This window comes from Curtobacterium sp. MCSS17_011 (assembly GCF_003224275.1).
Lineage (GTDB): Bacteria > Actinomycetota > Actinomycetes > Actinomycetales > Microbacteriaceae > Curtobacterium.
Genome location: NZ_QKLE01000011.1, coordinates 89,199 through 101,840 on the forward strand (window position 1 = coordinate 89,199; position 12,642 = coordinate 101,840).

At 69.9% G+C, this 12,642-nt stretch carries 10 protein-coding genes; 6 read left to right on the forward strand and 4 right to left on the reverse strand.

What is annotated here, in order from left to right; genetic code table 11:
• Positions 1-8: 8 nt before the first annotated feature.
• Together DEJ17_RS09850 and aroA are read right to left on the reverse strand one after the other, a co-directional pair.
• A complete protein-coding gene (locus DEJ17_RS09850; protein ID WP_110893455.1) occupies positions 9-1,187 on the reverse strand; it encodes an acyl-CoA dehydrogenase family protein in 1,179 nt (392 codons plus the stop codon).
• The gene (aroA, locus tag DEJ17_RS09855; RefSeq protein WP_110893457.1) at positions 1,184-4,429 is read right to left on the reverse strand and encodes a 3-phosphoshikimate 1-carboxyvinyltransferase; all 3,246 of its coding nucleotides are present in this window, start codon (positions 4,427-4,429) and stop codon (positions 1,184-1,186) included. Before aroA ends, DEJ17_RS09850 begins: the two co-directional genes overlap by 4 nt.
• A 119-nt stretch (positions 4,430-4,548) precedes the next feature.
• On the opposite strand from aroA, the gene DEJ17_RS09860 reads away from it, so the two are divergent.
• Positions 4,549-5,688 carry a glutamate--cysteine ligase gene (locus tag DEJ17_RS09860; protein WP_181421132.1) on the forward strand — a complete coding sequence of 380 codons (1,140 nt, stop codon included), beginning with the start codon at positions 4,549-4,551 and terminating at the stop codon, positions 5,686-5,688.
• 189 nt (positions 5,689-5,877) lie between these two features.
• Here DEJ17_RS09860 and ffh read toward each other — a convergent pair whose 3' ends face one another.
• On the reverse strand, positions 5,878-7,428 hold the full coding sequence (gene ffh / locus DEJ17_RS09865; protein ID WP_110893459.1) for a signal recognition particle protein: 1,551 nt from the start codon (positions 7,426-7,428) through the stop codon (positions 5,878-5,880).
• A 70-nt stretch (positions 7,429-7,498) separates the two neighbouring features.
• On the opposite strand from ffh, the gene DEJ17_RS09870 reads away from it, so the two are divergent.
• The 3 genes from DEJ17_RS09870 to lipA all read left to right on the forward strand — a co-directional run bounded on the left by DEJ17_RS09870 (position 7,499) and on the right by lipA (position 10,077).
• A complete protein-coding gene (locus tag DEJ17_RS09870; RefSeq protein WP_110893461.1) occupies positions 7,499-8,293 on the forward strand; it encodes a nucleotidyltransferase domain-containing protein in 795 nt (264 codons plus the stop codon).
• A gap of 84 nt (positions 8,294-8,377) precedes the next feature.
• A complete protein-coding gene (gene lipB, locus DEJ17_RS09875; RefSeq protein WP_110893463.1) occupies positions 8,378-9,097 on the forward strand; it encodes a lipoyl(octanoyl) transferase LipB in 720 nt (239 codons plus the stop codon).
• Positions 9,094-10,077, forward strand: coding sequence for a lipoyl synthase (gene lipA / locus DEJ17_RS09880; RefSeq protein ID WP_110893465.1), 984 nt, complete (start codon positions 9,094-9,096; stop codon positions 10,075-10,077). The genes lipB and lipA overlap by 4 nt, the downstream gene beginning before the upstream one ends.
• Before the next feature lie 78 nt (positions 10,078-10,155).
• Here the strand turns inward: lipA and DEJ17_RS09885 are convergent, their stop codons facing one another.
• Positions 10,156-11,181: a TerC family protein gene (locus DEJ17_RS09885; RefSeq protein WP_110893467.1), complete on the reverse strand. Its 1,026-nt coding sequence runs from the start codon at positions 11,179-11,181 to the stop codon at positions 10,156-10,158.
• 217 nt (positions 11,182-11,398) lie between these two features.
• Between DEJ17_RS09885 and ftsY the strand changes: the two genes are divergently transcribed.
• Complete coding sequence (ftsY, locus tag DEJ17_RS09890) at positions 11,399-12,268, forward strand: signal recognition particle-docking protein FtsY (RefSeq protein ID WP_027465892.1); 870 nt, start codon at positions 11,399-11,401, stop codon at positions 12,266-12,268.
• 83 nt (positions 12,269-12,351) lie between these two features.
• A complete protein-coding gene (locus tag DEJ17_RS17785; RefSeq protein WP_171907827.1) occupies positions 12,352-12,510 on the forward strand; it encodes a hypothetical protein in 159 nt (52 codons plus the stop codon).
• Positions 12,511-12,642: the final 132 nt, after the last annotated feature.

Consider the following 12,642-nt stretch of genomic DNA (forward strand, 5'->3'; position numbering starts at 1 on the left):
GTTGCGGTCTAGAACCCGGCCTGGCCGGTCACGACGGCGCGGCCGACGATCAGTTTCTGGATCTCGTTGGTGCCCTCTTCGAAGCGCTGCGCGCGTGCGTCGCGGTAGACGCGCTCGATGGCGTTGCGCTTCCAGTAGCCCTGACCGCCGTGCACCTGCAGGGCCTTGTCGGTGACGCGGGCGAGCATGTCGACGGCGATCATCTTCGACGCGCTGGAGAGGGTGCCGGCGTCGGGACGGTCCTCCTCGTACGCCCGCGCGGCCTCGAGCACCAGGGCGCGTGCCGCGGCGATGTCGGCGTAGTTCTCGGCCAGGTAGAACTGGATCGCCTGGCGGCTGGAGAGCCGCTTGCCGAACGTCTCGCGCTTGTTCGCGTACTCGACGGCGAGCTCGTTCGCCCGCTCGGCGAGGCCGACGGCGCTCATCGCGACGGACACCCGGCTCGGCAGCAGGAAGCCGCCGAGCGCGACCTCGAGGCCCTGGCCTTCCGCGCCCAGGCGGGCACTGGCGGGGATCGGCGTCTCGGTGAACCGCAGGATCGCGTGGTCGGTGCCGCGGATGCCCATGGTGTCGGAGTCGTCGATCACCTCGGCACCCGGCAGCCCGCTGTTCGGCATCAGGAACGCGACCGTGCCGTCCTGGCCGGTGGTGCCCTCCAGCCGAGCGGCGATGAGCCAGTGGTCGGCCTTGACCCCGAAGGTGATGAGGTGTTTCTCGCCGTTCATCACGTAGGTGTCGCCCTCGCGTCGCACCGTCGTGCGGATGTCCGCTCCGGTGCCCGCGGTGGCCTCGGTCAGGGTGAACGCGACGAGCGTGTCACCGGCGACGGAAGGCTTGACGACCTGCTCGATCTGCTCCGGCGTCGCGTAGGGGGCCATCGCGCGCCAGGTGCCGTTGATGACGTGCACCAGCATCCGGATGGAGGCGTGCGAGCGGGAGATGACCTCCATGATCTCGAGGTACCGCGAGAAGGGGATCGCCCGTCCGCCGAGCTCCGTCGGGGCGGCGAGGCTGAGCCACCCGTTCTCCTTGAGCTCCTGGAACAGCTCCGGAGCGACCCGGCCGGTGCGCTCGATCTCGTCCGCCCACTCCTCGCCGGGGCCGCGGACCCACTCGGTGACCTCGGCCTTGAGCTGCTGGAAGGCGGCTTCGTCGAAGCCCGTGCTCGTCTGCTCGACGATCGTCATCGTGTCTCGTTCTCCTTCGTCGCGACGAGCGCGGCCGCCTGCTCGCGCAGGATGTTCTTCTGGACCTTGCCGACCGCGTTGCGCGGCAGCTCGGTGGTGGACTCGAGTCGTTCCGGCCAGTAGTACTTGCTCACGCCGGCGTTGTCGAGGTACTGCTGCATGCCGGCGAAGTCGAGCGGCTCGTCCGCGCGGGCGTTCACGACCCAGGCGCAGGCACGCTCACCGAGCCGCTCGTCCGGCATCGCCACGATCGCGACGTCCGTGACCAGCGGGTGCTGGTACAGCAGGTTCTCGATCTCGACGACGGGGATCTTCTCGCCGCCGCGGTTGATGACGTCCTTCACGCGTCCGGTGATCGACAGGAAGCCTTTCTCGTCGACCTTCGCCAGGTCGCCGGTGCGGTACCAGCCGTCCACGGTGAACACGTCGTCGGTCAGGTCGGGGCGGTCGAGGTACCCGTCGAACATCGTCGGCGAGTGCAGCTCGAAGTTGCCCTCGGTACCGGCGGGCAGCTCGATCCCCGCGTCGTCGACGATGCGGATCGCGATGCCCGGCAGCGCCCGGCCGTCGTGGCCGTACGCGTCGGCGGGGTCGTCGCTCGGGCTGGACAGGGCCCCGAGACACGTCTCGCTCGTCCCGAAGGCGCCGAGGATGGCACTGCCGAGCACCGTGCTCGCTCGCTGGGCGAGTGCACGGGGCACCGCGGCGCCCGTCGGCACGAAGACCCGGAGCGACTCGGGCTGCGGAGCACCGGCCTCGACCAGGTCGACGAGGTCGGTCAGGAACGGCGTCGCGCACTGCACGAACGACGCCTTCGCGACGCCGAACGCCTGCTCGAGTGCGACCCGGCCGTCCCACACCGGCTGGATGACCTGCGGCGCACCGAGTCGGAAGGCCAGCAGCATGCCGTACAGGAACCCGGTCTGGTGGGCGAGCGGCGACGGGATGTAGATGCGGTCCGCGCTCGTCAGACCGGACTGTGCCACGTGCATGGCGGTCGCGAGCCCGAGCGTGCGGTGCGGGTGCTGCACGCCCTTCGGTTCGCCCGTGGTGCCGGACGTGAAGAGCAGCTGGCAGACGTCGTCCGGCCCCGGAGCGTGCGACGCGATCTCGTCGACGTCGACGTGCACGGCGGCGAGGGCGTTCTCGAAGTAGCGCCAGTGCCAGTCGCTCGCCACGACACGCTCCAGCGCGTCGGCTGGCAGCGGCGGCTGGTTCGTCGGGGTGTCCCCCTGCCCGCGCGCCTCCGCACGGAGCACGATGACGTGCTCGAGCGACAGGCGACGGTCCTGCGCGGCGGCCTCGTCGATGACGTCGAGGAGCTCGAGCGCGGGACGGCGCTTCCGGAAGACGTTCGGCAGGAAGACCACGCGGGCCTTCGAACGCGCGAGGGTCATCGTGGTCTCGCGGGGACCGAACACCGGCATGATCGGGGTCGCGACGGCGCCGATCTGGATCGCTCCGAGGGTGATCGACACGAACTCGCGCCAGTTCGGCAGCTGCATCGCGACGGATTCACCGGTGCGGACGCCGAGTTCGAGGAGCAGGGCGGAGACCCGGTCGGCCTCGTCCTGCAGCTCCTTCCACGTGGTGTTCGCCGGTGTCGCACCGCCGACCTCGATCACCGCCAGGCCGTCGGGGTCGGTCTGCGACAGGGCGCGGACCCGCTCGCTCAGGACGAGCGGGTCCGCGTCGACGCCGGCGAGCTCGGGCACGGCGACGGCGGGCTGCGGGGCGGTGGGCTGCGCTGCGGCAGGCTGCGTGGCGGCGGCCTGCGCGACCGGCTGGTCGGTGGGCTCGGGCGCCGCCGACGTCTCGAGGGGCGTGCCGAGGTGCGTGCGGACCCCGTCTGCCTCGGCGGCGTCGATCCGCTCGTCCCGTGCCACCTGGGCGGCGTGGCGGTCGCCGACGGACATGTCGAGGCCGACGGAGTTCATCGCCTCGAGGAACGTCGGGTAGGAGATCCGGTAGGCATGCGGGTAGGTCAACCCGGACACCCCGTCTGCCTGGGACGCGGCGACCGCCAGCGACATCAGCACGCGGTGGTCGTTGAACGAGGACATCGGCGCACCGTGCAGCCCGGCCGCGCCCACGCCGGTGACACGCAACTCGTCCGCACCCTGCTCCGCCCGGCCGCCCATCCGGTTCAGCTGGAGCATCGCGGCGACCCGGTCGGACTCCTTCAGCCGGATGTGGGCCACGTTCCACAGTCGGCTGGTCCCCTCGGCGAAGGTGGCCATCGTCGACAGTACGGGCAGCAGGTCCGGGATCGGACGGCAGTCGACGTCGAGCGGCCGGAGCGGGGACCCGTCGTGCTCGATCCGGACGAAGCCGGTCTCCTCGTCGATCCGCATCGGGACGCCCATCGCGGCGGCGAGGTCGAGGAACTCGCTCTCCGGGTGGTCCGTCTCGGCCGTCGTCGTGGCCGTCATGCCGCGCAGCAGCACGTTCGACTCGCGGGTGCCGGCCGCCGCGATGCCGAACGCTGCGGAGCCGATGTCGGGCGGGATGACGTAGTCGTGCGGGGTGGCCTGCTGGCCCGCCGGGATCCGGTACTCGAGCCAGTCGTCGGAGACCTCCACCGTCAGGCCGAACTGCCGCATCATCCGCACGGTGAGCTCGACGTAGGGCTGCTCGTTGAGCCGCCCGCCGGTGATGTGGATCCGGGTCTCGTGCTCGGCGAAGGGTGCCACCAGCAGCAGTCCGGAGACCCACTGCGACAGGGTGCCGGCGATCGTCACGTCCCCGCCGCGGGGACGCTTCGGCTGCACGGTGACGGGCGGGCAGTCGTTCGTCGCCTCGAGCTCGACCCCCATCTGCGTCAGCGAGGTGAGCAGCGCCTTGATCGGCCGGCGCTGGAAGTACTTCATGCCCGACAGGGTCATCGGGCGGTCGGCCAGCGAGGCAAGCCCGGTCATGAAGTAGAGCGTGGTGCCCGAGGAGCCCATGTTGAGCAGCCCCTCGGCACCGCGCGAACCGTGGTCCACGACGTCGGTCGCCGCGTACCGGCCACCCAGCCCGGTCACGTGGTAGGCGTTCCCTCGACGCCTGACGTCGACCCCGAGCGCGCGGAGCGTGCCCACGGTCCACTCCACCTGTCGCGTCGCGCTGACCCCGGAGACGATGCTCGTCCCCTTCGCGAGCGACGCGAGCACCAGCGCGCGGTGCGCGTGGTACTTCGAGACCGGGATGTCGAGCTCTCCGACGAGCGGGGCGTTCGTCCCGCGCACGACCAACTGCATGCGTACCTCTTCCCTGTAGGAACATTTCAACGGTACGCCCGGAGTGGAACTAGTTGCGGAACGATCCGCACGATCGGGACACCGCTTCGTTGTGCGTGTCCGACAAGGACCCGGGCAGGATGGACGGCATGGACATCCGCTTCACCGAGTCCCGCCCGTCGACCATCGGCGTCGAGTGGGAACTCCCGCTGGTCGACCGGTCGACCGGCGACCTCGCGCCCCGCGCCCCCGCCGTCATCGCCGCCGTGCACGAGCGGCTCGGTGACCACGACCGGGTCACCGAGGAGCTGTTGACCAACACGGTCGAGGTGGTCTCGAGCGTTCACGACCGCGTGGGGGCTGCGACGAGCGAGCTGTCCGGCATCATCGGCGAGGTCATCGACGCCGCCGAGCCGCTCGACGCCCAGGTGATGTGCTCCGGCACACACCCGTTCGCGGTGTGGGACCAGCAGGAGATCACCCCGGACAGCGAGCACTACACGACCCTGATCGACCGCACCCGCTGGTGGGGACGCCAGATGCTCATCTGGGGCGTGCACGTGCACGTCGGCATCGACGACCGCGACAAGGCGGTCCCGATCATGAACGCGATGCTCGCCTACGTCCCGCACCTGCAGGCGTTCACCGCGTCGAGCCCGTTCTGGGGCGGCACCGACACCGGGTACGCCTCGAACCGCGCCCTCATGTTCCAGCAGCTCCCGACCGGCGGACTCCCGCCGCAGCTCGGCGCCTGGGCGAACTTCGAAGAGGTCGTCGGCGACCTCACGCACACCGGCGTCATCGACGGGGTGAAGGACCTGCGCTGGGACATCCGACCGTCACCGGGCTGGGGCACGCTCGAGAACCGGGTGTCCGACGGCATCTCGACCCTGCACGAGGTCGGCGCCGTCACCGCGCTCGTGCAGTGCCTGGTCACCGCCTGCTCGGACCGGCTCGACGCCGGTGAGACCCTGCCCACCATGCAGCCGTGGTTCATCCGCGAGAACAAGTGGCGCGCGGCCCGCTACGGAATGGAGGCCGAGATCATCACGAACGTCGCCGGCGACGAGCGGCTCGTGACCGACGAGGTGCACGACCTGGTGCAGCGGCTCGACCCGATCGCCGAACGGCTCGGCTGCCTCGACGAGCTGCACCACCTCGACACCATGATCGAGCGCGGCGCCTCGTACCAGCGGCAGCTGCAGGTCGCGCAGGAGAACGGCGGCGACCTCCGCGCCGTGGTCCGCCACCTGGTGACGGAGTTCCGCGACGCGCTCTAGTCGCGACCGGACCGCCCCGGGCGTACCTGGCCGATTCGGGCGTACCTGGTCCTTCCTTACGACCAGGTACGCCCGATTCCACTTTCCATCGCGCGTGCGATGGGAAGGAACGTCGCGACGCGACCGGACGACGGACGGGAGGCCCGGTGCCAGCTGGCACCGGGCCTCCCGTCCGTCAGGTGGTCGCGACTAGCGACCCAGGAACTTCTGCAGCGACGCGAGCTCTTCCTCGGTCGGTGCCTTGCCGCCCTTGGCACCCCCGAGGCCGAGTCCGGACCCCTTCGGGGCCTGCTGCGGCGCAGCCGCCGCGCCGGCAGCCAAGGCCGCACGCTTGGCGGGGTTGCCCACCTTCGACTTCTTCTTGCCGCCCTGCTGCTGCTTCTTGCCGCCGTGCATGCCCGGGATCGGACCCATGCCCGGCATCTGCGGCACGCCACCGCGGGCGACGGTCTTCATCATCTTGGAGGCCTGCTCGAAGCGGTTGACCAGGGCGTTGACCTCGGTGACGGTCGAGCCGGCACCGCGCGCGATGCGCAGACGACGCGAACCGTTCAGGAGCTTCGGGAGCTCGCGCTCCTGGGGCGTCATCGACTGGATGATCGCCTCGGTGCGGACGATCTCGCGCTCGTCGAAGTTGTCGAGCGCCTCGCGCATGCCCTTGGCTCCCGGGAGCATGCCGAGCATGCCCTTGATGGAGCCGGCCTTGCGGAGCTGCTGCATCTGCTGCAGGAAGTCGTTCAGCGTGAAGTTGTCGGTCGCGATCTTGTCCGCGACCTTGCGCGCCTCTTCCTCGTCGAAGGCGCCCTGCGCCTGCTCGATGAGGGACAGGATGTCGCCGAGGTCGAGGATGCGGCTCGCCATGCGGTCCGGGTGGAACGGCTCGAAGTCGTCGAGCGACTCACCCGTCGACGCGAACATGATCGGGCGGCCGGTCACGCTGGCCACCGACAGGGCAGCACCACCACGGGCGTCACCGTCGAGCTTCGAGAGCACGACACCGGTGAAGTCGACGCCTTCCTGGAACGCCCGGGCCGTGTTGACGGCGTCCTGACCGATCATCGCGTCGATGACGAACAGGACCTCGTCCGGGTCGACGGCCTTGCGGATGTTCGCGGCCTGCTTCATCAGCTCGGCGTCGACACCGAGACGACCGGCCGTGTCCACGATGACGGTGTCGTACTGCTGGTCGATCGCAGCCTTGATGGCGTTCTTGGCGACCTTGACCGGGTCGCCGACACCGTTGCCGGGCTCGGGCGCGAAGACGTGCACGCCGGCCTGCTCGCCGACGACCTGCAGCTGCTGCACGGCGTTCGGACGCTGGAGGTCCGCCGCGACGAGCATCGGGGTGTGGCCGTCCTTCTTGAGCCACTTGCCGAGCTTGCCCGCGAGGGTGGTCTTACCGGCACCCTGCAGACCCGCGAGCATGATGACCGTCGGCGGCTGCTTCGCGAACTCGAGCCGTCGCTGCTGCCCACCCAGGATGCCGACGAGTTCCTCGTTGACGATCTGGACGACCTGCTGCGCCGGGTTGAGCGCCTTGTTGACCTCGTCGGAGAGGGCGCGCTCGCGCACCGATGCGGTGAACGCCTTGACGACCTCGAGCGCGACGTCGGCGTCGAGGAGCGCCCGCCGGATCTCGCGGACGGTGCCGTCGACGTCGGACGGAGTCAGCCGACCCTTGCTCCGCAGATTGCGGAAGGTCTCGGTCAGCCGATCGGAGAGTGAACCGAATTGCGCCATGATCCGTCGATTCTACTGGTAGACGAGCAGATCACCTGATCCGGCGTCCAGCGCTCGGTATCGTCGAGGCATGCGCGCCGTCCCCGAGGAGCTCGACCCCACGGTGGTCACCGAGATCGACGGGCGCCTGGCGCGTCTGCAGACCGACCTCGGCGTGACGATCCCCTGGGCGATCGAGAGCGGCAGCCGCGCCTGGGGCTTCCCGTCACCGGACAGCGACTACGACTGCCGGTTCCTGTACGTGCGACGGCCCGACGACTACCTGTCGCTCTGGCCCAGCCGTGACGTCATCGAGACGCCGCTGGACAAGGTCTTCGACGTCAACGGGTGGGACCTCGCCAAGACGGTCCGCCTGGCCGTGAACGGGAACGCGACGGTCGGTGAGTGGCTGCGGTCACCGATCGTGTACTCGGGCGACGAGGGCTTCCGCGACCGCCTGCTGGCGTTCGTCGCGAGCGTGGCCGACCGCGGGCGCATCGGCCGGCACTACCTGCACGTCGCCGAACGGCAGTACGAGCGCGAGGTCACGCTAAAGCGCTTCTTCTACGTGCTCCGCACCGCCGCCTCGCTCCGCTGGCTGCGGGAGCACCCGGAGAGCGCCACGCCGCCGATGGACCTGCCGACGCTGCTCGCCGAGTCGACCGTCGACCGCGCGGTGGCGGACGCCACGGCGGAACTCATCGCGGTGAAGGCACGGACGCGAGAGGTCGGCACCGGCACCCCGCCCGATGTCCTCGTCCGCTTCGTCGACGCGGAACTCGACCTGGCACGGTCCTTCGACGACCTGCCGCCCGAGAACACCTCCGCCGCCGCGCACGCCCGAGCGGACGCGTACTTCCTCGGCGAGCTCGACCGGCTGCGCTGACCAGGACGGGACCCGCGGGGGCCGCCCTGGTCTCGGTCCCCCTGGTTGTTGGACGCCGTCCAGAAACTGCCGTACGCTCACCGCATGCCGGAACTCGAGATCCTGCGACCGACCGGGCTGCTCGACCACGCGGACGGGCTCCGCTTGCAGCAGGCCCTGCGCGCCGACGTCGTCGCCGGCCGTTCCGCCGGAGCCCTCGTGCTGTGCGAGCACCGGTCCGTGTACACCGCCGGCCGTCGCACCGAGCCGACAGACCTGCCGACCGACGGCTCCCCCGTGGTGGACGTCGACCGTGGCGGACGCATCACCTGGCACGGTCCCGGACAGCTCGTCGCGTACCCGGTCCTCCGGTTGCCCGCGCCGATCGACGTCGTCGCGTGGGTGCGTGACCTGGAGCAGGTCGTCATCGACGCCGCGGCGGCCGTGGGGGTGCACGCCGAACGGGTCGAGGGTCGCAGCGGCGCATGGGTGCCGGGCACGGACGGCTCCCCCGCCGCCAAGGTCGGGGCCATCGGGCTGCACGTCGCCGAGGGCGTGACGAGCCACGGCATCGCGATCAACTGCGACAACGCCCTCGACGCCTACGCCGCGATCGTCCCGTGCGGCATCGCGGACGCCGGGGTCACGACCCTGAGCGCCGCGGCGGCGCACGCGGGGCTCGCTCCCGTGACCGTCGACGTCCTCGCACCCGTGGTCGCGCACGGCGTCCAGCAGGCCGTCGACGGCATGCACAGCGGCCGCCGGATCAGCACGACCCCCCGCAGGACCAGCACCGCGCCCGCCCGACAGGAGACCCTCGTATGACCCTCGCCCCCGAAGGCCGCCGCATGCTCCGGGTCGAGGCCCGGAACGCCGAGACCCCGATCGAGACGAAGCCCGCGTGGATCAAGACCCGTGCCACGCAGGGACCCGAGTTCCGCGAGCTGTCGAGCCTGGTGCGCGAGAAGCAGCTGCACACCGTCTGCCAGGAGGCCGGCTGCCCGAACATCTTCGAGTGCTGGGAGGACCGCGAGGCCACCTTCCTGATCGGCGGTTCGCAGTGCACCCGACGCTGCGACTTCTGCCAGATCGACACCGGCAAGCCGGAGCCGCTCGACCGCGACGAGCCCCGCCGGGTCGCGGACTCCGTCGCGGAGATGGGCCTGAAGTACGCGACCGTGACCGGCGTTGCGCGTGACGACCTGCCCGACGGTGGATCGTGGCTCTACGCCGAGACCATCCGGGCGATCCACGAGCACTCCCCCGGCACCGGCGTCGAGATCCTGGTGCCGGACTTCAACGGTCGACCCGACCAGCTCGGCCAGGTGTTCGGCGCCCGTCCCGAGGTCTTCGCGCACAACGTCGAGACCGTCCCGCGGATCTTCAAGCGGATCCGGCCGGCGTTCACGTTCGAACGGTCCCTCGACGTCATCACCCAGGGCCGCGACGCCGGGCTCGTGACGAAGTCGAACCTGATCCTCGGCATGGGCGAGGAACGCATCGAGATCGAGGACGCCCTGCAGCGCCTGTACGACGCCGGCACCGACATCATCACGCTGACGCAGTACCTCCGACCGTCGCCCCGGCACCTGCCGGTCGCGCGCTGGGTCAAGCCGGAGGAGTTCGTCGAGCTCCGCCAGGTCGCCGAGCAGATGGGCTTCGCCGGGGTGCTCGCCGGACCGCTGGTCCGGTCGTCGTACCGCGCGGGCCGGCTCTGGGCGCGGGCGACGGTGGCCCGCGGCGGCTCGGTGCCCGAGCACCTGGCCCACCTGCTCGACGCGACCCCTGGTCGCCAGGCCGTCTGACGCTCCGGACGACGCCCGGACAGACGGGAGGCGCGGTGCCAGCTGGCACCGCGCCTCCCGGCCGTCAGGTGGTGACGGCTACTTCGCGTCGGCCTCGACCGACTCCTTCGGCTCGCCGGTCGGGGTGAGCCCGCGCTCCTGGCGGCGCTTCGAGACCACCAGCGACGCGGTCGTGGCGACCGCGATCGTCAGCGCGATGAAGCCCAGCGAGAACCAGATCGGGATCTCCGGCGCCCACTCGATGTGCTCGCCACCGTTGATGAAGGGCAGCTCGTTGACGTGCATGGCGTGGAAGACGAGCTTCACACCGATGAACGCCAGGATGACGGCCAGGCCCTGACCCAGGTAGATGAGGCGCTCGAGCAGGCCGGCGATGAGGAAGTACAGCTGCCGGAGGCCGAGCAGCGAGAACGCGTTCGCCGTGAACACGATGAAGGCGTCCTGCGTCAGCCCGAAGATCGCGGGGATCGAGTCGAGCGCGAAGAGCACGTCGGTCAGACCGATGGCGACCATGACGAGCAGCATCGGGGTGAACAGGCGCTTGCCGTCGACGCGGGTGGTCAGGCGGTCGCCGTCGTAGTGGTCCGAGGTCGGGATGATGCGCTTGAGGATCCGGATGAGCCGGGATTCGCCCTCGCTGCCGTGGTCGTTGCCGCTGCGGGCCTGCGACCAGGCGAGCCAGAACAGCAGCGCACCGAACAGGTAGAAGACCCACGAGAAGTTCTCGATGATGGTGACGCCGAGGGCGATGAAGACACCGCGGGCGACGAGCGCGATCGCGACGCCGACCAGCAGGACCTTCTGCTGGAACTCCTTCGGCACGGCGAAGCTCGACATGATGATGAGGAAGACGAAGAGGTTGTCGACCGACAACGCCTTCTCGGTCAGCCAGCCGGCGAAGTACTCACCGCCGGCCTGCCCGCCGCCGAACACCAGGATCCCGATGCCGAACAGGATCGCCAGGCCGATGTAGAAGGCCGACCAGAACGCGGATTCGCGGATGTGGGGCACGTGCGGCGTGCGCACGTGCGAGTAGAAGTCGAACACCAGCAGCGCGAGGATGCCGGCGATCGTGATGAGCCAGACGAAGAGTGGGACGTCCACGGTTTCCTTCAGGTAGGGCGCGCCGCTGATGTGCGGGTACGCCGAGGCCTGAAGGTCTCTTCCGTCGCACGGCACCGGAACCGGTGTCGCACGACCGGCGCCCCGGGGCCGGATCGTTCCGGACCGTACTGACGGGGTCACCGAGAGGGAATACTCCCCTTCGTGTTCCCGAGCATACCGGGCACAGCGGACATGCGCCGCGCTCTAAGCTGGGAGCATGGCGAGTTCCTGGTCACTGTCCTCACGGCTGCGCGGCCTCTTCCAGCGCAAGACGATCGACGAGACCACGTGGGAGGACCTGGAGACCGCCCTCATCGGCGCCGACTTCGGGCCCGACATCTCCGAGGAGATCATCGAGGACCTGCACGCCCGCGTCGACCGGTACGGCACGACCGACCCCGCCGACCTGCAGCGCATGCTCCGCGAGGTCCTCGAGGAACGCCTCTCGAAGCTCGACACCACCCTGAAGCTCAGCGCGCGGCCCGCCGTCGTGCTCGTCGTCGGGGTGAACGGCGTCGGCAAGACCACGACGATCGGCAAGTTCGCCAAGTTCCTGAAGACCTACGACCGCACGGTGCTCGTCGGGGCGGCGGACACGTTCCGCGCCGCGGCGGTCGAGCAGGTCGCCACCTGGGCCCAGCGTGCCGGGGTCGACGTCGTCCGTCCGTCGCAGCCCGGGCAGGACCCGGCGTCGGTGGCGTACCAGACCGTCGAGAAGGCGATCCGCGACCAGACCGAGATCGTCGTCATCGACACCGCCGGGCGCCTGCACACCAAGGCCGGGCTGATGGACGAGCTCACCAAGATCAAGCGCGTGGTCGAGAAGCAGACCGAGATCAGCGAGGTCCTGCTCGTCCTCGACGCGACGACGGGCCAGAACGGCCTCGCACAGGCCCAGGCCTTCATCGAGGGCGCCGGCGTGACCGGCCTCGTCATCACGAAGCTCGACGGCTCGGCGAAGGCCGGCTTCGTGCTGAGCGTGCAGGAGAAGACCGGCATCCCGATCAAGCTCATCGGGCAGGGCGAGGGCATCAACGACCTCACCGGCTTCACGCCGCACGTGTTCGTGCAGAACCTCGTCGGCTGAGCGAACGCGTCGGCACGCCGAGGAGTAGCGTCCCTGACGGTCCGGGCATCTGCTCGGTCTCGTTCCAGGGATAGGAGACCCTCATGCCCGCACTGCTGATCATCGCGATCATCGTCGGCCTCGTCCTGCTCTTCAGCGGCATCTTCGTCGGTGCGCTGAAGTTCCTGCTCTGGGTGGGCATCGTGCTCATCCTGCTGGCGGTCATCGGCTGGCTGCTCCGGACGATCCGCGGTCGCGCGTAGCGACCAGGCGTCCTGTCCGGACGCACCTGACACAACGGGAGGCGCGGTGCCAGCTGTGAACTGGTCCCGGTTTGTTGGACCGTGAACTCAGATTAGGCCGCGAGGGCGTGAGCTCGGTATTGAACCGGGCTC